This is a genomic window from Novosphingobium sp. B1, assembly GCF_900176395.1.
In the GTDB taxonomy this organism is placed as follows: Bacteria; Pseudomonadota; Alphaproteobacteria; order Sphingomonadales; family Sphingomonadaceae; genus Novosphingobium.
In genome coordinates, this window is sequence record NZ_FWXL01000016.1 from 23,107 (window position 1) to 43,535 (window position 20,429).

General features: G+C 63.4%; 18 protein-coding genes. 2 read left to right on the forward strand and 16 right to left on the reverse strand.

The features are described from left to right. Positions 1-6: 6 nt before the first annotated feature. The 12 genes from B9A23_RS18615 to ccoN form a co-directional block, all read right to left on the reverse strand. Positions 7-2,790 (reverse strand): phosphoenolpyruvate carboxylase, encoded by a 2,784-nt coding sequence (locus B9A23_RS18615; RefSeq protein ID WP_084280653.1) that lies wholly within the window; start codon positions 2,788-2,790, stop codon positions 7-9. Between the two features lie 24 nt (positions 2,791-2,814). Next, positions 2,815-3,429: a bifunctional 4-hydroxy-2-oxoglutarate aldolase/2-dehydro-3-deoxy-phosphogluconate aldolase gene (gene eda, locus B9A23_RS18620; RefSeq protein ID WP_084280654.1), complete on the reverse strand. Its 615-nt coding sequence runs from the start codon at positions 3,427-3,429 to the stop codon at positions 2,815-2,817. Positions 3,430-3,555: 126 nt separating this feature from the next. Continuing rightward, positions 3,556-4,905, reverse strand: a complete 1,350-nt coding sequence (gene hemN, locus B9A23_RS18625) for an oxygen-independent coproporphyrinogen III oxidase (protein ID WP_084280656.1) — start codon at positions 4,903-4,905, stop codon at positions 3,556-3,558. Beyond that, entirely contained in the window at positions 4,895-5,155 is a 261-nt protein-coding gene (locus B9A23_RS18630) for a hypothetical protein (RefSeq protein WP_084280657.1), read from the reverse strand. The genes hemN and B9A23_RS18630 overlap by 11 nt, the downstream gene beginning before the upstream one ends. Continuing rightward, positions 5,152-5,301: a cbb3-type cytochrome oxidase assembly protein CcoS gene (gene ccoS / locus B9A23_RS18635; protein ID WP_084280658.1), complete on the reverse strand. Its 150-nt coding sequence runs from the start codon at positions 5,299-5,301 to the stop codon at positions 5,152-5,154. Before ccoS ends, B9A23_RS18630 begins: the two co-directional genes overlap by 4 nt. Next, entirely contained in the window at positions 5,298-7,421 is a 2,124-nt protein-coding gene (locus B9A23_RS18640) for a heavy metal translocating P-type ATPase (protein WP_254895190.1), read from the reverse strand. Before B9A23_RS18640 ends, ccoS begins: the two co-directional genes overlap by 4 nt. Continuing rightward, on the reverse strand, positions 7,418-7,888 hold the full coding sequence (locus tag B9A23_RS18645; RefSeq protein ID WP_084280659.1) for a FixH family protein: 471 nt from the start codon (positions 7,886-7,888) through the stop codon (positions 7,418-7,420). The genes B9A23_RS18640 and B9A23_RS18645 overlap by 4 nt, the downstream gene beginning before the upstream one ends. Next, a complete protein-coding gene (ccoG, locus tag B9A23_RS18650) occupies positions 7,885-9,402 on the reverse strand; it encodes a cytochrome c oxidase accessory protein CcoG (protein ID WP_084280661.1) in 1,518 nt (505 codons plus the stop codon). The genes B9A23_RS18645 and ccoG overlap by 4 nt, the downstream gene beginning before the upstream one ends. A gap of 23 nt (positions 9,403-9,425) precedes the next feature. After that, on the reverse strand, positions 9,426-10,349 hold the full coding sequence (gene ccoP / locus B9A23_RS18655; protein ID WP_084280662.1) for a cytochrome-c oxidase, cbb3-type subunit III: 924 nt from the start codon (positions 10,347-10,349) through the stop codon (positions 9,426-9,428). Then, the gene (locus B9A23_RS18660) at positions 10,342-10,512 is read right to left on the reverse strand and encodes a cbb3-type cytochrome c oxidase subunit 3 (protein ID WP_084280663.1); all 171 of its coding nucleotides are present in this window, start codon (positions 10,510-10,512) and stop codon (positions 10,342-10,344) included. Before B9A23_RS18660 ends, ccoP begins: the two co-directional genes overlap by 8 nt. Then, a complete protein-coding gene (gene ccoO / locus B9A23_RS18665; protein ID WP_084280664.1) occupies positions 10,509-11,258 on the reverse strand; it encodes a cytochrome-c oxidase, cbb3-type subunit II in 750 nt (249 codons plus the stop codon). The genes B9A23_RS18660 and ccoO overlap by 4 nt, the downstream gene beginning before the upstream one ends. Before the next feature lie 24 nt (positions 11,259-11,282). Further along, the gene (gene ccoN, locus B9A23_RS18670) at positions 11,283-12,929 is read right to left on the reverse strand and encodes a cytochrome-c oxidase, cbb3-type subunit I (protein ID WP_084280696.1); all 1,647 of its coding nucleotides are present in this window, start codon (positions 12,927-12,929) and stop codon (positions 11,283-11,285) included. 235 nt (positions 12,930-13,164) lie between these two features. Between ccoN and B9A23_RS18675 the strand changes: the two genes are divergently transcribed. Further along, a complete protein-coding gene (locus B9A23_RS18675; protein WP_084280666.1) occupies positions 13,165-13,851 on the forward strand; it encodes an OmpW/AlkL family protein in 687 nt (228 codons plus the stop codon). Between the two features lie 311 nt (positions 13,852-14,162). Continuing rightward, the gene (locus B9A23_RS18680) at positions 14,163-16,574 is read left to right on the forward strand and encodes a TonB-dependent receptor (protein WP_084280668.1); all 2,412 of its coding nucleotides are present in this window, start codon (positions 14,163-14,165) and stop codon (positions 16,572-16,574) included. 58 nt (positions 16,575-16,632) lie between these two features. On the opposite strand, the gene B9A23_RS18685 is transcribed toward B9A23_RS18680, so the two are convergent. From B9A23_RS18685 to B9A23_RS18700, 4 genes are all read right to left on the reverse strand, one after another. Then, positions 16,633-17,520 (reverse strand): bestrophin family protein, encoded by an 888-nt coding sequence (locus B9A23_RS18685; protein ID WP_084280698.1) that lies wholly within the window; start codon positions 17,518-17,520, stop codon positions 16,633-16,635. A gap of 323 nt (positions 17,521-17,843) precedes the next feature. Next, positions 17,844-18,539 (reverse strand): Crp/Fnr family transcriptional regulator, encoded by a 696-nt coding sequence (locus tag B9A23_RS18690; RefSeq protein WP_084280670.1) that lies wholly within the window; start codon positions 18,537-18,539, stop codon positions 17,844-17,846. 252 nt (positions 18,540-18,791) lie between these two features. Continuing rightward, positions 18,792-19,280 (reverse strand): flavin reductase family protein, encoded by a 489-nt coding sequence (locus B9A23_RS18695; protein WP_084280672.1) that lies wholly within the window; start codon positions 19,278-19,280, stop codon positions 18,792-18,794. Between the two features lie 58 nt (positions 19,281-19,338). Next, on the reverse strand, positions 19,339-20,250 hold the full coding sequence (locus tag B9A23_RS18700; RefSeq protein WP_084280699.1) for a CmcJ/NvfI family oxidoreductase: 912 nt from the start codon (positions 20,248-20,250) through the stop codon (positions 19,339-19,341). Positions 20,251-20,429 lie beyond the last annotated feature (179 nt).

A 20,429-nucleotide genomic window follows, 5' to 3' on the forward strand; every position in this document is an offset into this window, starting at 1 on the left:
CAAGGCTTATCCGTGCGCGCCGAAGTAGTTGGCGATGGCGACGGCGACGCGGATATTGAGGGCCTGGGCACGCTCAATCGGATCGATGAAGCGGGCACGGATGGCGCCGTAGTCTTCGCCGCGATGATCCGGATAGTCGGTCGGCTCGTCCACCGGGAAATCGGTGATTTCGGGCTCGATCACCGGATAGGCGCGGCGCAACTGGGCGAGCGCGTCGTCCACGCGGAGCGACAGGACCATTTCCAGCACGTCCTCGCGGCTGACATCGTTGGAACGCGCGAAGGGCGGGACCTGCACGGCGCGGATGAACATGTGCATCAGCAGCGCAAGGCGCACCGATTGCAGCAGGCCGATGTTGCGGCGGTCGGCGTCCTGCGCGGCATCGCGGCCAGCCTTCTGGCCCGGAACCAGCGAGAGCAGGCGGTGCAGCTTCATCCAGTCAACCCGCAGGCGCGAGGTCAGGCGGCGAAACACCCCTGCCCTGTCGTCCTTGGTGAGATATTCGGCCAGCGCGAGGCAGGCGCCTTCTAGGGCGGTTTCGGTGCCGCGATAGGGACGGCTGGCCCAATAGGCCGAGTTGAACAGCTCGCCATGGGCCGCAACCGTCTTGATCGAGGCGAGGCCATTGGCCGCGCGAAGCAGGCGCACGAGCTGGTTGCCGCGTTCCGAACGGCCGAGCAGTTCGGCAACCGATTCCATTTCCTCGCCGGCAGCGGTGCCTGCTCCGGCGATCACGTTCACCGGGTAACCGATCTGCTGGAGGATGGCGTTGTGCGGGATGGCGCGGATCTGGCGCAGGCTCATCGTGCGGTCTGCCCCGATGTCCGACTGGCGACGCGAGACGCGGCTGCCGGTGCCTTTGAGCAGGCCAAGCCCGAACGCCGTCAGCGCGCGCGAATAGGTCGCGCTTTCCAGATGTTCGCGCTGGACGCGGCGGATCGAGCGGTAGAAATCTAGGCTCAGATCGGTGCGGTCGTAAAACGGATCCTTGGCGGACAGATCCTGGTCGCGCGCCTCATGCTCGGCGATGCGGGTGAGCGTGGCGAGAGCAAGTTCATCATTGCGGAAGAACAGGTAGCCGTCGCCGCCCTGGAAGCTGGCTTCGGGTTCGATCGTGACGCCAGCCTTGGCGAAGCGGCGGCGCGCCCAGCCCGACAGCGGCCAGGTGAGACGATCGGCAAAACCCGTGGGATGCGCGCCGCGGCCCATGGATTCACCGTGGGTATTGAAGATCAGCGCGGCAACGTCGGTCAGACCATTGGCCTTCATGGCTTCAGCAAGGCGGCCTTGCAGGCGTTCAATGGCGAGCGCGGCGGGGATCTGGCCCATGAAGCGGCCAGCATCGGAAAAGCCGGTCTGGATCGACACCCGGCCGCGCCTGCGGGCGTAGCTGCGGTAGGATTCTTCCGACAGCAGCGCTTCAAGGAAGCGGCCACCGTGCTCCAGCGCAGTCTCGGTCTCGAACAGAGGCGAGACGTCGACCTTGCCTTCGATGCCGAACAACTTCGCGAAATAGAGCGCGGCCAGCACGGTCTGCGGCTGTTCGCATTCGGCGATCAGCATGCGGATTGGCGCATCGGCATCAATATGCTGGAGCATCTTCGCCATGACCAGGAACTGGCGCATGGCGGTGCTGGTCTCGATAGCGAGCGCGCCGAAGTTGACGCGGAGCGGCTTCACTTCGGCAAGCAGTTCGCGCAGGCGCGATAGCGCGCTCTTGCTGCCAAGGTCGAGCGTGCCTTCCGGGTCGATGCGGCGGCGCAGCGCGTTGAGCAGTTGCGACGAGTTCACGCGGAAGTGGATCCAGCCAATGCCGAGGCCATCGGCGCGCATAGCGGCGGCGAGCGTGGCAAGCGGCACGGCCTTTTCGTCGTCCGCCTTCCTTGCTTCGGCTTCGAGCGCTTCGATCAGCGGAACGAGGCTGAGCAATTTGGCATCGTCGTCCGCGCTCAGGCGGTTGGCGGCAGCGGCAAGCGCTTCCGGACTGTCGAGCGGGGAGGAAAACAGCTCGGCCATTTCAGCCGAGTGCGCATGTGCCGCATCAAGCGTGGCTAGCAGCGGGTGTGCTTCGTCGATGGCACGCAGAGATGCCGCGTAACTGCCGAGGCGCAGCGCCTTTTCGCGCAGGCGGAAGGCGATCGAAGTGGTCCAGCCGATGTCGGTGCGGCCATCCATGTCGTAGCCGACCCACGTCGCAAAGCGGAACGGCAGCGGCCTGAAATCGAGCCAGCGGCCCGGCCAGCGCTTGCGGGCATGGCCAAGCAGCGTGGCGTTGATCGCATCGCGTGCCTTGCCAGCGCGCTGGATGGCGTTGCAGACTTCGACATGCTCGAATTCGAGCGTGATCTTCGGGCCTTCGTGCGGGACTGTGCAGACCGTGGAGGCCTGTGGATCGTCGGACAGCGCGGCGGTGGCCACGGCGTCGGACTGTGCCGGGCTGAGCAGGAAAGTCGGGTGCGCGGTGAAGACTGCATGGAGAAGCGGCTTCTCCCAGCGCTGGCGGAATTCGGAAAAGCCCGCCTCTTCGGGGTTCAGCGCCTCGATCGTTGCAAGATTTTCGGCTGGTGCCGTCGGGGCAACGAGACGCTTGAGCCGGGCCGCGCGGCTTTTCAGCGCCTCACATTCAAGTTCGGCAACCAGTGCGTCCATGTCGGACAGCGAAATTTCGCCACCTTCCAGCGAACGCGAAAGATCGTGGCTGAGCTGGAAGACCGGGTTGAACAGCGGCGTTTCGGCCGTCCGCTCATGGAGTTTCTGCAACCTGGCCTTGAGCTTGGCGACCGTCTTCATCTGCCGAATATTCCCCTGAATTCGTTACTTCCCCAAAGCCGAGGCTTCGCGCGCTGCGGCTTCGATCGTTGCTTCATCGGGCGCGCCCTTGCCGACCACCCAGCTGCCACCGACGCACAGGACCGGATCGAAACCCAGCCACTCGGGCGCGGTGGCGGCGGTAATGCCGCCGGTGGGGCAGAATTTGCACTGGTAGAACGGGGCCGCCAACGCCTTTAGTGCGGGAAGCCCGCCCGAAGTGGAGGCTGGGAAGAACTTGAAATGCGACAGGCCAAGATCAAGGCCGCGCATGATGTCTCCGGCCGAAGCGATGCCTGGCAGGAAAGGAATTCCCGATGCGACCGCAGCCTTGCCAAGGTTTTCGGTCAGGCCCGGAGAGACGATAAATTCTGCGCCAGCGTCAATAGCGGCCTTGAGCTCATCAGGGTTGGTAACGGTGCCCGCCCCGACAATTGCGCCTTCGACGGCCTTCATCGCGTGGATGACGTCAAGCGCGGCGGGCGTACGGAGCGTAACCTCAAGAACGCGCAGGCCGCCCTTGACCAGAGCGCGGGCCATCGGGAGCGCATGATCGACGTCCTCGACCACCAGGACCGGGATGACCGGCGCGGTGCGCATGATGGATTCGATCGGCTTCATGGCGTCTCCCCTCGGCGCAAGACAGATGCGCGCTTCGTTTGGTGAAGCGGACTTAACGCGACTCAACCGTATTGTGCACCTGCTAAGGACAGGCGCATAGCTATTCTTGGAAGAGGTGCAGGCGGTTCAGACCGCAGAGCTGAACTGACGCTCGCCCGAGCGGTAGGAATCGAAGACAGCGGCTATCGAGCGGGCGTAAGGCTCGTTGCCGGCCTGGAGTTCGAGAGCGTTGCCATCAAGGCGCGCAAGGCCGCGCGCGATGAACGGCTCCAGCCGGGCGCGGTTCATGGCCAGCAGGTCCGCATCGATCAGCGCCCTGCCCCGACAAAGGATATCCGTGATGATCTTGCCACGCCGGCGATCTTCAGGGTTGCTGACAATGCCCTTGCGACCCGGCAATTGATCGGCCCCGACGAGCATCCGGTAACGGCCGGCGTTCTTTTCGGTCTGCACGTAGAGGTCCGGAAACTCGCTGATCGAGGACGCACCAAGGCCAATCAGGACTTCGGACTGGTCTTCGGTGAAGCCCTGGAAATTGCGGCGCAGCGTTCCTGAACGCGAAGCCCTGGCGAGGTCATCCTGCGGAAGGGCGAAGTGGTCGAAGCCGACGGCCTGGTAGCCTGCACTGACAAGACGCTGGTATCCTTCTGCCGCCATGCGGAAACGGGTGCGCTGATCCGGCAGCTGGCTGGCATCGATGCGCTGCTGCCGTGGTATCACATGGGGCACGTGGGCATAGCCGAACAGGGCGAAGCGATCGGCGCCCATCGCCACCGACTGGTCGAGCGTCTCGGCGAGAATATCGTCGGTCTGGAACGGCAGGCCGTACATGAGATCGAAATTGATCGAATCCACCCCAGCCTTACGCAAGCCTGCCACCGCGCGTTCGATATCATCGCGGGGCTGGACACGCCCGATGGCTTGCTGGACGCGGGCATCGAGCGTCTGCACGCCCAGGCTGGCCTTGATCACACCGATGCCGCGGATTGCCATGAACCAGCCCGGCTCAAGCGTACGAGGATCGAGCTCGATCGACAGAACCGGCTTTTCGAGGCGGAAGCTGAGGGTCAGCTTGTCGATCAACCGGACGAAGTCGGTCGGTTTGATGGCATTGGGGCTGCCGCCGCCGAACGCTATGCGCGACACCCTGACCGACGGATGCAGCAGGCGCGAGACCAGATCGATCTCGTGATGCAGCGCTTCCATATAGGCGGCGAGGCGCTGGGTCTTGTTGGCAGCGCCCGTGTTGCAACCGCAGTACCAGCAGATTTCGCGGCAATAGGGGATATGGAGATAGAGCGAGACGGTGCCTCGAAGCGCTTTCAACGCCTCGCGCTGGCGGTCCTCGAAGCTTTCCTCGACGAATTCGGCGGCAGTGGGATAGCTGGTATAGCGCGGAACAGCCCGTTCGAGCAGTTCGGGCCAATAGGTCCATTGGCCGAAGACTTCGGGCCCGGTCATCATGTCAGCAGCCATCGCCTTCGCCTTCTCCGTCATCGCCGTTTTCACAACAGCTATCGGCGCTGGCACGCTTGCGCATTGAGATATGACAAATCTTGCAGCAGGGCAGATTCTTGGTGCCATCGTCCTTTGCAGGGATGCGGATCGGGATCGGCGCACCGCCTCCGCCGCAGGATGCGACCATCATTACGCTGGCGTGGGCGGGCGACGGCATGGCCATCTGCAACATGGCAAGAGGCGCGAGCAGGCGCAGCAGGCGGCTCATGGCTGGTCATCTTCCTCGATCAGGATGCGCGCGGCGGCTCCATCGAGATCGCTGAACTGGCCGCGCTTCAGCGCCCAGAAGAAGCCGGCCAGCCCGAACAGGCCCATGCCGAGCGCGATGGGGAGCATGAAGGCGATCCCGTTCATTTGCCTTCTCCTGCAAGACGCAGCGAATTGGCCACGACGATCAGCGAACTGGTCGACATGGCGACGGCAGCGATCAGCGGTGTGACCTGGCCGAGAATGGCAAGCGGCACCGCAAGCAGGTTGTAGCCGATGGCAAGCGCGAAGTTCTGGCGAACGATGCGCATGGTTGCCCGCGAGACGCGGATAGCGCGGGGGATCGCGAGGAAGGAGTCACCGGTGAAGACCATGTCCGCCGCCTGCCGCCCGACGTCGCTCGCCGAGCCGGGCGCAATCGAGGCATTAGCGGCAGCAAGCGCCGGCCCGTCATTGAGACCGTCGCCCGCCATCATCACTTTCAAGCCGGCGCGTTGCAGGCGCTGCAGCGCCTCCTGCTTGTCGGCGGGCGATGCGGCGGCCTGCGCAGTCAGACCGGTCGCGCGGGCAACAGCCGCCACGGCTGGCACAGAGTCGCCCGAGAGGATCGACGATTCCACCTGCAAGGCCTTTAGTTGTTCAAGTGCTTCGGCTGCATCGGGACGGAGGCGATCGGCAAAGGGGATGACGCGGACGGCATCGCCTTCGATGCGGAAAGCCGTGGCCATGCCTTGCGAGGAGGCCGGACGGCCCAGCGCCACGGCAAGACCGTTCCAGCGCGCGGTGATGCCCTGCCCTGCCTCCTCGCGCACATCTTCGAGCGTTGCAGCGCGCACGCCGCGCGCGCCAAGTGCTTGTACCAAGCCGAGCGACAGCGGGTGACGGCTATGGCTGGCGAGCGCCATGGCGACAGACGCTTGTGCATCGGTCAGCGCGCCCAAGGCCACCTCGTCGGGCACGGGACGGCCGAGCGTGAGCGTGCCGGTCTTGTCGAGCAGGATGCGGTTGACCTCTGCCATGCGTTCGAGCGCGGAGCCGTCCTTGACCAGCACGCCGCGCTTGAGCAGTGCACCCGCCGCGACGACTTGCGCCACCGGCACGGCAAGGCCCAGCGCACAGGGGCAGGTGATGATGAGCACCGCGATGGCGATGACCAGCGAATGATATACCCCTGCTCCGGCGATCATCCATCCCGCGAAGGTGAGCGCTGCCAGCGTGTGAACTGCGGGCGCATAGAGGCGTGAGGCGCGATCTGCGATGCGGACGAACTTCGAGCGGGACTGGCCTGCCGCTTCCATCAGGCGCGCAATCTCGGAAAGCGCGGTGTCCTGCCCGATGGCGGTGACGCGCACGTCGACCGGGGCATCGACGTTGAGCGTACCGGCGTAGACGTGCGTGCCGGGTGCGGCTTCTACCGGAGCGCTTTCGCCGGTCAGTAGCGACTGGTCAAAGCGGGTGGTGCTGCGCAGGACTTCGCCGTCGGCGGCAAGGCGTTCGCCCGCAGCCACGCGCATGAGCATGCCGGGTTGCAGCGACTTCGTATCGAGCCAGCGGGTTGCGCCGTCCGCCTCGACAACCATGGTGCCGGTAGCCACCTGCCGCAGCAGGGCATCGACGCCCGAGCGGGCGCGGTCACGCATCGTGGCGTCGAGCACGCGCCCGGTCAGCAGGAACATCAGCAGCATGAGCACGCCGTCGAACCATGCCTCTGTGCCGCCGGCCAGGGTTTCATAGAACGACAGGCCGGTGGCGATGGTAACGCCGATGGAGATCGGCACGTCCATGTTGGTCTTGCCGTGACGCAGGACTTTCCACGCCGAGGCGAAGAACGGGCGTCCGGCATAGACGATGGCGGGTACGCCGATCATCGCCGAGACCCAGTGGAACAGCGAGCGCGTGGTGCCGTCGGCGCCGGACCAGACGCTGACCGACATCAGCATGACGTTCATGCAGGCAAAGGCAGCGACGCCGAGTGGAGCAAGCAGCGGTTTGACCGCCGAGACTGGTTCGGTCTCGATCTCGCGCGGTTGGGCGTCGAAGCCGGTGGCGGCGAGCGTTGCCACCAGCGTGGGCATTTCAACCTGGGGGGTGTGGACGACTTCGACCGTGCGGGCCGTGAGGTTGGTCCGCGCACTGGCGACCCCATCAAGCGAGGCAAGCGCCCGCTCGACCTTGCCCATGCACCCGGCGCAATGCATGCCGGGCACTGCGAGCACGGTGTGGATCGCATCGTCGGGGACGACACGAAGGCGGGCGGGCGCGTTCACAGCACTTCGCCCACGGTGCGCCAGACCTTGCCATCGGCTTCGACCGTGACCCGCAAACGCCAGCGACCGGCTTCCAGCGGAGCAGCGTAAGCGCCAGGGCCGGTCTTGCGCAGGGTCAGGTCAGTCTCGGGCCGCTGGCCAAGCGGGTGTTCGGCAACGGCGGTGACCTTTGCGCTGGCAATGGTGCCGCCCTTGCTGTCGCGCAGGGTAATGGCCGCCCTGCCCTGCGCATCGCGAGCGATTTCGGCCTTCCAGCCGAGCGCCTGTTCTGCGCTCGCTTCCTTGAGCCAGCCGTTGAACTGCTGGCTCGCCACATAGGAATTCTCGACCACGACGCCGCCGAATGTCGAGGTGGCAAGCCGCGCCATCAGGATGTTAACCGCGATGACCACGCCAAAGAAGCTGACGAGGATCAGGGTGATGTGCTTGCCCGTGAAGGCGCGCGCGATACGGCAGTTCTGGGTCATTCGCCGCCTCCTTCAGGAAGGGTGAAGCTGGTCTCGCTACGGTCCATGCCGCCCTCGTCATCGGGCGCAGTCAGGACGAAGGCGAATTCGCCGTGGCCCCGTTCGCGATGGCCTTCGCCGTGTTCGCGGTGGTGTTCGCCATGTTCAGCGCGGCGCCGGTCGATCACATAGATGCGCAGGCGCCGCGTGGTGTCGGCGGGGACGCGGAACGTGAGTTCACGCTTGGCTGCGGCTGCGTCCATCTCGTCGGTGAACATGGCTGCGCCTTCGAGACCGTCGAGCGCGACGCGGAAAGTGCGCGGGCGCTCTTCCATGTTGCGCAGCTTGATCGTCCAGGCATTGCGGACGGTGCCGTCCGACAGCATGACGAATTCGGGATTGCGATCCTTGGCGACCGATATGTCGAGCCGCGCGCGCTGGCCGAGCATGAACAGCATGGCCGCACCGATTGCCGACCACACGCCGAGGTAGATCAGCGTACGCGGGCGGAAGATGGTCTTGAGGACCGGCGTCGGCTCCTCGCCCTTCTTCTCCTTTTCGGCATCTACCAGCGTGCAGTAGTCAATCAGGCCACGCGGACGACCGACGTCGGCCATGGCCTTGTCGCAGGCGTCGATGCAGAGCGCGCAGGTGATGCAGCCGATCTGCGGTCCTTCGCGAATATCGATGCCGGTGGGGCAGACCGCGACGCACTGCATGCAGTCGATGCAGTCCCCCAGCGGGGTGGCCGCCTTGACCGCGCTCTTGACCGAACCACGCGGTTCGCCGCGCCAGTCCTTGTAGGTGACGATCAGGCTCTTCTCGTCGAGCATTGCCGTCTGGATACGCGGCCAGGGGCACATGTAGACGCAGACCTGCTCGCGCATGAAACCGCCGAAGATGAACGTGGTCATCGTCAGGATGAAGGTGGTGCCATAGGCGACCGGATCGGCAGCGCCGGTCCAGAAATCGTATTGCAGCGTCGGCGCATCGGCGAAGTAGAAGATCCACGCGCCGCCGGTGGCGAAGCTGATGGCGAGGTAGATGCTCCACTTCAGCGCGCGCTTGCCGATCTTCGCTGCGGTCCACGGTGCCTTCTGCAGGCGCAGCTGTGCGTTGCGATCACCGTCGATGAAGCGGTCAACGTGCTGGAACAGGTCGGTCCAGACCGTCTGGGGGCAGGCATAGCCGCACCAGGCGCGGCCGACCGCCGAGGTAACGAGGAACAGGCCGATGCCTGCCATGATCAGCAGGCCCGCCACGAAGTAGAACTCGTGCGGCCAGATTTCGATGTCGAACATGAAGAACCGGCGGTGTGCGAGATCGATCAGCACCGCCTGGTCAGGGGCATAGGGGCCGCGGTCCCAGCGGATCCATGGCGTGCCCCAGTAAATGCCAAGGCACACGATCATGACCAGCCACTTGAAACGGCGGAATGGTCCATTGATGGCCTTCGGGAAAACCGCCTTGCGCTTTTCGTAAAGACCGATTTCGTTCGAGTGGTCCGCGCGGAGTTTGGGATCGTGCGCAGTCATGACCGTGTTGTCCTGTTTTCGGTTTATTTGGCGGCAGCGGGGGCTGCAGCAGCTTCAGGAGCGGCGGGAGCAGGTGCTTCCTCGCCGCCACCCAGCGAGTGGACGTAGGTTGCCAGCATCTTCACCGTGACCGGATCGAGACGCGCGCCCCATGCCGGCATCACGCCGTAGCGGGCGTTGGTCACGGTCTGAGTCAGCGTCTTGCGATCACCGCCATAGAGCCAGATCGCATCGTTGAGCCTGGGCGCACCGAAAGCGCGACCGCCCTCACCGCTGCCGCCATGGCAAGCGACACAGTTCGCAGCGAAGATTTCTGCCCCACGCTGCGAGGCACCGCTCGGCTTTTCCTGGCCGCTGATCACGCGGACGTGGCTGACCACATCCTGCACCTGGGCAGCATCGAGGATGCCATCGCGCCCGAAGGCCGGCATCTGGCTCATGCGGGTGGCGTCGTCGCCGGGCTGGCGTATGCCGTGAAGCAGGGTCTGGTGGATCGTGGCGACGTCGCCGCCCCACAGCCAGTCATCGTCGTTGAGGTTGGGATAGCCTGCGCTGCCAGCCGCACCGTTGCCGTGGCACTGGATGCAGTTGACCTTGAACGCGGCGCGGCCACCGTCGATCGCGGCGCGGCGCAAGCGCGGATCGGCAGCGATCTGTCCGATCGAGGCCTCGTCCAGTTCGGCCATGAGGCCAGCCTTGCGCGTGGCTTCGGCCTTCATTTCCTGATCGAGTTGGCCGCGGCTGGTCCAGCCAAAGGTCCCCGCTGTCGCCTTGTCGATCATCGGCCAGGCCGGATAGACCACGCAATAGGCAATGGCGAAGGCGATGCAGGCGTAGAAGCTCCACAACCACCACCGCGGCAGGGGGTTGTTCAGTTCCTCGATGCCGTCCCATTCGTGGCCGACGGTTTCGACGCCGGTTGCGTCGTCGATGCGCTGCTTAGACATCGGTTTCGTCCTTGAAGATCGAGTTCGCGACTTCGCGGTTCAGCGGCTTGGCGCCGGGACGGAACGGCCAGAGGCAAAGCCCCAGGAATATTCCGGTCATGACTACGAGGCCCCAGCTATCGGCGAGATGCCGCAGCAGGTCATAGGTGGAGTGGGTGCTCATCGACCCTTCTCCTTTGCGAGCTTTTCCTGCGCGGCAGGGGCGTTCACATCGACCAGCGTGCCGAGCATCTGGAGATAGGCGACGAGCGCATCCATCTCGGTCAGACGGGCCGGATCGCCATCGAAGTCACGCGCCTGCGCCTTGGGGTAGCGCTTGAGCAGATCGCTGGCGTCGGCGTTCGGGTCGGCCTGCGCCTTGAGGTCCTCATTGGCCTTCTCGATGTCGGTGTTCGAATAGGGCACGCCAACCTGATAGAGCGTGCGCAACTCTGCGGTCATGTCGCCCGGGTTCAGGTCATGCTCGGCAAGATGAGCGTAGGTCGGCATGATCGATTCCGGTACCACGGCGCGCGGGTCCTTCAGGTGCTGCACGTGCCATTCGTCGGAGTAGCGGTTGCCGACGCGGGCAAGATCTGGCCCGGTGCGCTTCGAGCCCCACTGGAACGGATGGTCGTACATCGATTCCGCGGCGAGGCTGTAGTGGCCGTAGCGCTCGACCTCGTCGCGGAACGGACGGATCATCTGGCTGTGGCAGACATAGCAGCCTTCACGAACGTAGATGTCGCGTCCGGCCTGCTCGAGCGGGGTGTAGGGGCGCATGCCGTCCACCTTCTCGATCGTGTTGTCGATCCAGAACAGCGGGGCGATCTCGACGATGCCGCCCACGGTCACCGCGGCAAAGGCCGCGATGCCGAGGAGAGTCACGTTGCGCTCCAGTTTCTTGTGCTTTTCCACGATTGTGGTCATGGGATTTTCTCCGGATGCGTCTGATCAGGCCGCGGCGGGCGCGGTGAGGATCGGACGGTCCTTTTCGGGATCGTAGGCGGCGTCGCGCATCGGCGCTTCTTCGCGCATGTGGCCAAGGATCGTGCGCCAGACGTTGATCGTCATGATCACGGCTCCAGCGAGATAGAGCAGGCCACCGAAGGCGCGCAGGAAGAACATCGGCTTCAGCGCAGCGACGGTTTCGGCAAAGCTGTTCACCAGGTAGCCGTCAGCGCCGTATTCGCGCCACATCAGGCCCTGGGTGATGCCTGCCACCCACATCGAGGCGGCGTAGAACACGATGCCCACAGTCGCGAGCCAGAAGTGCCAGTTGACCATGCGCAAGCTGTACAGGCGCTCGCGGTTCCACAGGCGCGGGACGAGGTAGTAGACGGCGGCGAAAGTGATCATGCCGTTCCAGCCGAGTGCGCCGGAGTGGACGTGGCCGATGGTCCAGTCGGTATAGTGCGACAGGCTGTTGACCGACTTGATCGACATCATCGGGCCTTCGAAGGTGCTCATGCCGTAGAAGGCGAGCGCCATGACCATCATGCGGATGATCGGATCGGTGCGGACCTTGTCCCAGGCGCCGTTGAGCGTCATCAGGCCGTTGATCATGCCGCCCCAGCTCGGCATCCACAGCATGACCGAGAAGACCATGCCCAGCGTCTGCGCCCAGTCGGGCAGCGCGGTGTAGTGGAGGTGGTGGGGCCCCGCCCAGATGTAGAGGAAGATCAGCGCCCAGAAGTGGATGATCGACAGGCGATAGGAATAGACCGGGCGTTCGGCCTGCTTCGGAACGAAGTAGTACATCATCGCCAGGAAGCCGGCGGTGAGGAAGAAGCCGACCGCATTGTGGCCGTACCACCACTGCACCAGCGCACCCTGCACGCCCGCGAAGATCGGGTAGCTGCGGCTGCCCACGAAGCTGACCGGCCAGTTCAGGTTGTTGACGATGTGCAGCATCGCCACGGTGACGATGAACGACAGGTAGAACCAATTCGCCACATAGATGTGCGGTTCGGTGCGCTTGACGATCGTGCCGACGAAAACCGCGAGATAGGCCACCCAGACAACGGTCAGCCACAGGTCGACGTACCATTCCGGCTCGGCGTATTCCTTGCCCTGGGTGATGCCAAGCAGATAGCCGGTCGCAGCCAGCACGATGAACAGTTGGTATCCCCAGAACACGAAACGGGCGAGGCCGGGGAAGGCCAGCCTCGCCCGGCAAGTACGCTGCACGACATAGAACGACGTGGCGATCAGCGCGTTGCCTCCGAAAGCGAAGATGACCGCAGAGGTGTGCAATGGGCGCAGGCGGCCGAACGCAGTCCATTCCAGACCGAGGTTCAGCGCCGGAAGTGCCAGCTCGAGGGCGATATAGAGCCCGGCAAGAAAGCCGGCCATGCCCCAGAACACCGTCGCAATCACGCCCCAGCGGATCACGTCGTCGTCATAGCGCCCCTGGTCCGGAGCCAGAATGGCCTTGGACAGATCCACGCCGCGCAGCGTGACGACCAGCCCGATGATGCAGGCGAGCGCAACGATGCCCATGTGGATTGCGAAACCCGTGTCGACGGCTGCAGCGCAGGCGGCGACGGCAATGAGTAGCGCAACAAGCCAGAGGCCTGCGCGCGATAGTGCCAATTCCATGGAGCCTTCCCTTCCATGAGTGATGTGCATGCCGCGCTGCACCCACGAGCGAGAAGGAACATTGACCGGAGTCAAATCGCACGAAATCAGTCTGGTACTTTGGTCGTAGATCGCGATTTCGCAATTTTGCGCTTCGTCAATGTCTCGTGATTCGGTGAAGTGCATCAGGCTGTCCAAGCCGCGGACGATCTTGGGCCAGCGAGGGGCTGGCCATCCGCGGTGCAGGACAAGACCGATGAAGAAGCTGATTACCGCAGCCCTGCCACTGGCATTTGCAGCCGCCGCGCTCGTCCCGGCACCGGCGTTCGCCGGCTCGGCCGATGGCAAGCTGCAGGTCAAGGTGATGGGCACCGCAGTGCTGCCCGATGGCAAGATCGTCGAGGTGCAGAAGGACCCCCTCGGCCTGACCAAGGGTGCCCAGACCAAGGCGGACGACAACTACGTCCCCACCCTCGCGGTCGAATACTTCCTGACGCCGAATATCTCGGCCGAGACGATTTGTTGCTTCACCCAGCACCATGTCAGCGGCGAAGGCGCGCTGGCACCGGCTACCAGCATCGTGAGCCACGTGCTGATCCTGCCGGCCACGCTGACGCTGAAGTACCATCTTCCCCTGCCCGGCGGCATCAAGCCCTACGTCGGCGCAGGCCCGTCCGTGTTCATGATTTTCGGTGAGAAACCCGGTGCCAGCGTGACCCCGCTCGGCGTGAACAAGGTCAAGATGTCGAACGAGGTCGGCTTTGCGCTGCAGGCTGGCGTGGATGTTCCCTTGAACGATCAGGGTCTGGGCCTGAGCCTTGATGCCAAGAAGTATTTTCAGGACACGACCGCACACTTCTATGCCGGCAATGCCGAAGTGCTGACCACCAAGCACTCGCTTGACCCATGGGTTGCAAGCGCCGGGCTCGCCTACCGCTTCTGACGAAATCCCCTTCCTGTCCGGCGCCCCCCACGCGCGCCGGGCCTGGGGACGGCGGGCAGGAAATCACGAGGTTCTGGGATCGCCTCGCTGGTTTCCTGCCCGCCACTTTTTGTTTGCAGTGCTTACAAATATGCCGGTTTCAGGCATTTTTGCCCCTGTTGCAGGCCAGCCACAGGCTGAACCGAATAGACAGGGCTGCCCCTTAGCCGGATTGCGCCACAAGCTTGCTCTGGCGCATTGAGCCCACAGCGCTTGTCAACGAACAAGTTGCGACTGCAACTACAATTGCACCATTTTGGGAGGAAACAAAAATGGCTAACCCAGCCCCTGTTCGCAGGATCCTGCTCTCGTCCGTCGCCTCGCTGGTAATTGCGACGCCCGCCCTTGCCCAGACCGCCGAAACCGATGATGCTGGCACCGGCAACGAAATCGTCGTGACCGCCACGAAGCGCGCACAGACGATCCAGGAAGTTCCGTTTTCGGTCAACGCGCAGACGGCCGCCGATATCGAGAAGACCGGCGCCACCTCGATCGAGGACATCTCGCGCTCGGTCGCCGGTCTGACCGTGCAGAACCTCGGGCCCGGCCAGAGCCAGGTATCGGTTCGCGGTGTTTCTGCCGGCCAGATCGTTCGCGACCAGCCCGGCGTGAAGGAACAGGTCGGCATCTATCTCGATGAATCCGTCACCTCGCTCTCGTTGTTCACGCCCGATTTCGACCTGTTCGACCTCAACCGCGTCGAAACGCTGCGCGGGCCGCAGGGCACGCTGTTCGGTTCAGGTTCGGTCGGCGGCACCGTCCGCTACATCACCAACCAGCCCAAGCTTGGTGCAACCGAAGGCCAGGTGGCCGCTGACGTGAACGTGCTCGATGGCGGCGATGTCGGCTATTCTGCCAAGGGCGCGGTCAATGTGCCGCTGGGCGAAAATGCGGCGTTGCGCGTTGTCGGCTATGGCGAGCACTTCGCCGGATTCATCGACGCAGTCGGCCCGGCTGCGGGCAAGAACATCAACGACGGCGAGCGCTATGGCGTACGCGCGGCGCTGCTGTTCGAGCCGGTTGCCGGCCTGAAGATCACGCCGCGCGTGGTCTATCAGGACATCAAGACCAATGGCTTCAACCGCGCCGAAGTCTATCATCTCTATCAGAGCCCGCTGGCCGGCGCTCCTGCCCTGCCCGAGAACACGCAGTACCTGAAGCTGCGCGAACAGTTCCGCGACAAGACCACGCTTGCCGACCTCACGATCACGGCCCCGGTGGCCGACACGATCGACGTGACCAGCGTGACCACCTACATCCATCGTGACATTCTGGTGAGCCGCGATGCTTCGGCGCTGACGGGTTCCGTCTCGGTCTCCCCGTTCATTACCGCGCTCGGCGCCAATCGTGCGCTCGGCAACCTGGCGTCGAACCTGCGCGACAGCACCAAGCTTGAAACATGGACGCAGGAACTGCGGCTGGCATCGACCGGACCGGGGCCTTTGCAGTGGGTCGTCGGTGGGTTCTACAGCAAGATCGACCGCGTCTATGCCCAGCGCCTTCCAACGCCGGGTTATGACGCGTTCATCGACGCTGCGCTTGGCACGGGCGTCTCTGCAGGCGCCGCAAACGGCTTCCCGCTCAACTCGCCATACAATGCCGACATTCCCTACGACATCGAGCAATTCGCCGTGTTCGGCGAAGCCAGCTACAAGTTCGGCGATTTCAAGGCGACGGCTGGCGGCCGCTACTACGACTTCAAGGAATCGCGCGACTTCATTTCGGGCGGCGTCTTTGCCAACGGTGACCGCAATATCGGCGACAAGACGAAGAGCGATGGCTTCAACCCGCGCTTCATCGTCAGCTACCAGCCGAGCCGCAACCTGTCGGTCAACCTGCAGGCTTCGAAAGGCTTCCGCCTTGGCGGCGTGAACGATCCGCTGAACATTCCGCTCTGCTCGGGCGGAGCCAACGGACCTGATGCAAAGACCTATGGCAACCGTCCCAACTACAAGGACGAATCGCTGTGGAACTACGAAGCTGGCGTGAAGGTCGCCAGCGGACCGGTGACGTTCAACGCCGCAGTGTTCTACAACGACATCCGCAACCTGCAGGTCACGGCCGATGCCGGCAGCTGCTCGTCGCGCGTCGTGTTCAACGTGCCCAAGGCGCACACCATGGGCGTCGAGGTTGAAATGGGCGCAGACCTCGGCATGGGCTTCTCGCTCGCCGTAAACGGGTCGGTGATCGAATCCGAATTCGACAGCAGCGTGCGTGATGGCTCCGGTGCAATCGTCGCCGGGATCCGCGATGGCAATCGCCTGCCGACTGTTCCGAAGTTCCAGATGTCGGCAACGGCAGGCTACACCACGGAAGTGTCGGACGGCATGGACTTCGCAGCCAATGCCAGCTTCCAGCATGTCGGCAACCGCTTCACACAGCCATCGGACCAGGAAGCCGGTGCCGGCGTGTTCGGCAGCGCGATCTTCTACAATCCGGTTACCCTGGCAAACGGCACGGGCGCCTACAACTTCGGCTCGCTGCAATTGCCCAGCTATAATCTCGTCAACATTTCGGCGGGGCTGAACTGGGACAACGGGCTGTCGGTGCTGGTCTATGCCAACAACCTGTTCAACGAAACGCCTCTGCTCTCGCTCGATCGCGAGCGCGGTGGCCGCGCTCGTATCGGCTACAACGTGGGCACGCCGCGCAAGGTGGGGATGACCGTGCGCAAGTCGTTCTGATCAGGCTGTAAGCTTGAGCATCAAGGCCGGTACCCCGTGGGGCCGGCCTTTTGCTTGCCTACCACAGAATGCCCTTGCGATCGGGCTGGATCGGCTCGGGCGCGGGAAGCCCCATCGACTGCAACAGGTCTATCTCGATCGTGCGGCACATCGCGCACAGCGGCAGATCGTGCACATCGTTGGCGAAAGGGTCGACCAGATCGTCGCCGATCGCCAGCACGGCCAGAAACATCAGCCCGGCAATGGTCGATCCGAGCGGCGTTGCAAAACCCAGCGTTTCGACAAGACCGAAGGGCAGAAGAACGCAGAACAGGTGGACGAACAGCACCGGGAAGAAGCGGTAATGGTTGGGCAGAGGCGTATTCTTGATCCGCTCCATCCCGCCTTGTGCATTGGCAATGTCGACCAAGACTCGCTCCATCTGGGTCTGCTGGATAGTGTCGAGCCAGCCAGAGCGCTGCGCCTGGTCGATCTTGCGCCCCAGCCCGTCGAGCAGACCGTTGGCAACGTTGGTGCGATCAAGCGCCGAACTTGCGTCAGCCTTTGCGATGTAATCCATAACCGCGTCATCAAGCGGCTGCCTGCGCAGTTGGCAACGCAGGGCGTTGACGTAGGCAATCTGGCGGAAAGCGATCTGCCGCTTGAGTTCGGCCGCTTCCGGGTCGGGCATGAAGTTGCGGGCTGCACGGCCGATGTTGCGACTGGCGTTGATCATCAGGCCCCACAGGCTCCGCCCCTCCCACCACCGCTGATAGGCCGAATTGCTTCGGAAGCCGAGGAACAGGGCGACGGCAGAACCGAACAGGGTGAACGGCAACTCTGGCGCACGGAACGGCAGGACGTAGTACGTGACAGTCACGATCACGTCCCACACGAAAAGCACCAGCGCCGGTTTCCAGACCTCTGCAATGATCGTCTTGAGCGACGGGACCGGCTTGGTAATCAAGCGCCCTGATCCTGGCTTGCTGCGGCCGACATTGCTGACGCGGCCGAGGAGACCGGTCGCAAGCGTAACCATTCGGGATGGCCTATGGCTGCAAGAAAGATTGCCAGAACAAGGCCCGTGGCGATGAGGGCAAGAACAGCGCGCAGCGACTCTTCCCGATCTTGCCCGGGCCACTGTGGATGGTTTTGACGCATTACCGCTCCTTGTGCGCATTGCATGGTGTGCATTGGATGCGCGCAAGTAAATGATCGTGGGGTCGGTAATTTCCGTGTCAAATCTTGTCCGGTCACGAGCCTGCCCCAAAAGGCACGCGCCTGACCGGATTATCCTGCCAACGCGACGAGCGCACCGCGGTTGAGGATTTCGACTTCGCGGCGCGATGGCAGTTCGATCACGCCTTCATTCTTGAGCTTGGTGAATTGACGGCTGACGGTCTCGATGGTCAGGCCAAGCACATCTGCGACCTGCTGGCGCGAAAACGGCAGCGAGAAACGCTTTGCCGGCCCGAATGCGGGCGTGCAACCGGTCTCCGCCAGCCGGTCGGACATTTCCAGCAGGAAAGTGGCGATCTTTTCCGACGCATTCTTGCGGCCAAGCAGCATCATCCACGAACGCGTGCGATCCAGCTCTGCCAGCGTACGCTCGAGCAGCTTGTGCTCGAGTTCGGGATGCTCGCGCGCGAAACGGTCGAAGTCGTTGCGCGAGAATACGCAGACCCGCGCATCGGTGAGCGCGACCACGCTCGCACTGCTTGTCTGACCGAAAGGCCGTCCGATGAAATCTGAAGGATAGGCGACACCGACAATCTGTTCGCGGCCGTCCTCGGTGCTTGTCGTCAGCTTGAGCACACCTTCGATGACATTGGCGACTAGCAGCGAGTCATCGTCTTCCCAGATCAGCGGCTCACCCGCTGTGACCATGCGGCGACGGCCAATATGGTTGAGTGCTTCGATCTCGCGATTGTCGAGCCCGGCACAAATGGCACGATTGCGAACAACGCAGGTATCACATGACGACATGGAACATCGTTATCATTCATGACGATTGCGGGCAATTGGCGAAAGGGTTCAGACTTTGGTCTGTCCAACCTGCAAAAAAAATGGGGCGGTCCGCAAGAACGGGCCGCCCGAGTTGGGGAGAAATCGCCGGAGCGGGTCAAAGACCGGTGGGGGAGTTCGGCCCGCTCCGTCACAGGCATGATTACCCGCGCAGCCGCAGGGCCGCGTTGACGGAAGTCAAAAAATCGAACTTTTTCCGCGAAAATCGCGCTGTCAGAGGCCGGGAAGCTGCGTCACGTCGTGATACTGGCCGCGGAAGAACAGCAAAGGCGTGCCCTCCTCGCGCCGGTCGAGTGTCCCGACCGCGCCGACGACCAGATAATGGTCGCCGATATCCTCAATCCGCTCGACCGTGCAGTCGATCCACGCGATGGCGTCTTCGAGCAGAGGCATGCCCGACGGAGTGTGGTCATGCGCCAGCTCGGCAAACTTGTCTTCTGCCCTTGCGGCAAAGCGTTTACACAGTTCAAGCTGATTGGCGCCGAGCACATTGACGCAGAACCGGCCCGTCTCTGCGATCTTGGGCCAGGTGCTCGAACGCTTGTCCGGAAAGAAGCCGACCAGCGGCGGATCAAGCGAAATCGAGCTGAACGAGCCCACCACGAGACCGTGGCGTGTACCGTCCGCTTCAACGGAGGTAATGACGCAGACACCGGTTGGCCAGGTGCCGAGAACGTTACGGAAATGGCGGGGATCGATCATGCGCGCCTGCCTGTCGCCAAATCGTGCAGGCGTCAAGCGTCCCTCGCGGGAACATCCGCTACTCGAAGAACGCGATGCACCGCACCTCGATGCTCTCGCGCGTCCGCGTATCCGGCAGGCTGGTATCGTGAAAGGCGGTGTGCGGGCAGCGCCAGGTCACCGAATGATCGCTGTCCTGGAACTTGAACAGAAGCACATCGTCGGCTTTCATGTTCGAGAAGTACCACCAGCGGTGCCGATCACGCTGGCGGAAGATGGTTGCAGCGATCATCTGGTCTTCGCCTTCGACCGGCGCGGTCAGGGCATCGCCAACCGGAAATTCATCGACCACGAACAGCGTGTTGGAAGCGGTTTCCTCGTCCGCAACCGTGCGCCCGTCGCAGACTGCCAGGGGCCAGTCCTGCGGTCCGGGCGAGAACGTGCGCCATAGCGAGAAGCAAATATAGCGGCTGTAGCCGGGACCATCGGGAAACCGGTCGGCATAGACCCGTGCGGCCGCGCGTCGGCCGGTGACCTCGTTGTAATCGACATGCGCCTCGCCCGCAGGCGGCTGGATGCCGCCGGAATGCTGGTAGCCCTCGACTTTCTGCCTTGCTCGCGCCGAAAGATCGGCAGAAGTCCTGATCATCCAGCCTTGGGCGGCTGTGCGCGTGGCGCCGGACAAACGGGTTACCAGCTCTTCGACCTCGGCGAGATAGCCCGCGTCCACGGCAGCCCTGTCATGAAAATCGTCAATGGCGGACCGATGCTTACCCAGGACAAACCCGTGCGTGTCGAGCGTGAAATGATCACGAATCGCCATGCCGTCGCGCACTGCGCAAGGATAATCGAAGTAGTCGCCGGTGTTCATTTCGGCACCTTGGGAAACATAGCGGCGGGTGACGTAGTCGCCCTCTCCCAGATACCGGATCAGCGCGGGTGCGCGGCGGACGGTTTCCTCAAGCGATTCAAGCGGCGCCATGGTTGTCATCTGCCTCTCCAGGCCGTTTGTCGTAATCCGTACCACCATCCCATATGTTAGTATGCCTAATCAAGTGGCGCCTTGAAAAGAAATGCAAGCCAAACGCGTAAAAGGCGTGTAAGGGCCGCCGCACAGGTATCGCCGTGCACTGTGTGGGAACGGGCTGAGGCGATTCGCGCCGGGGATTA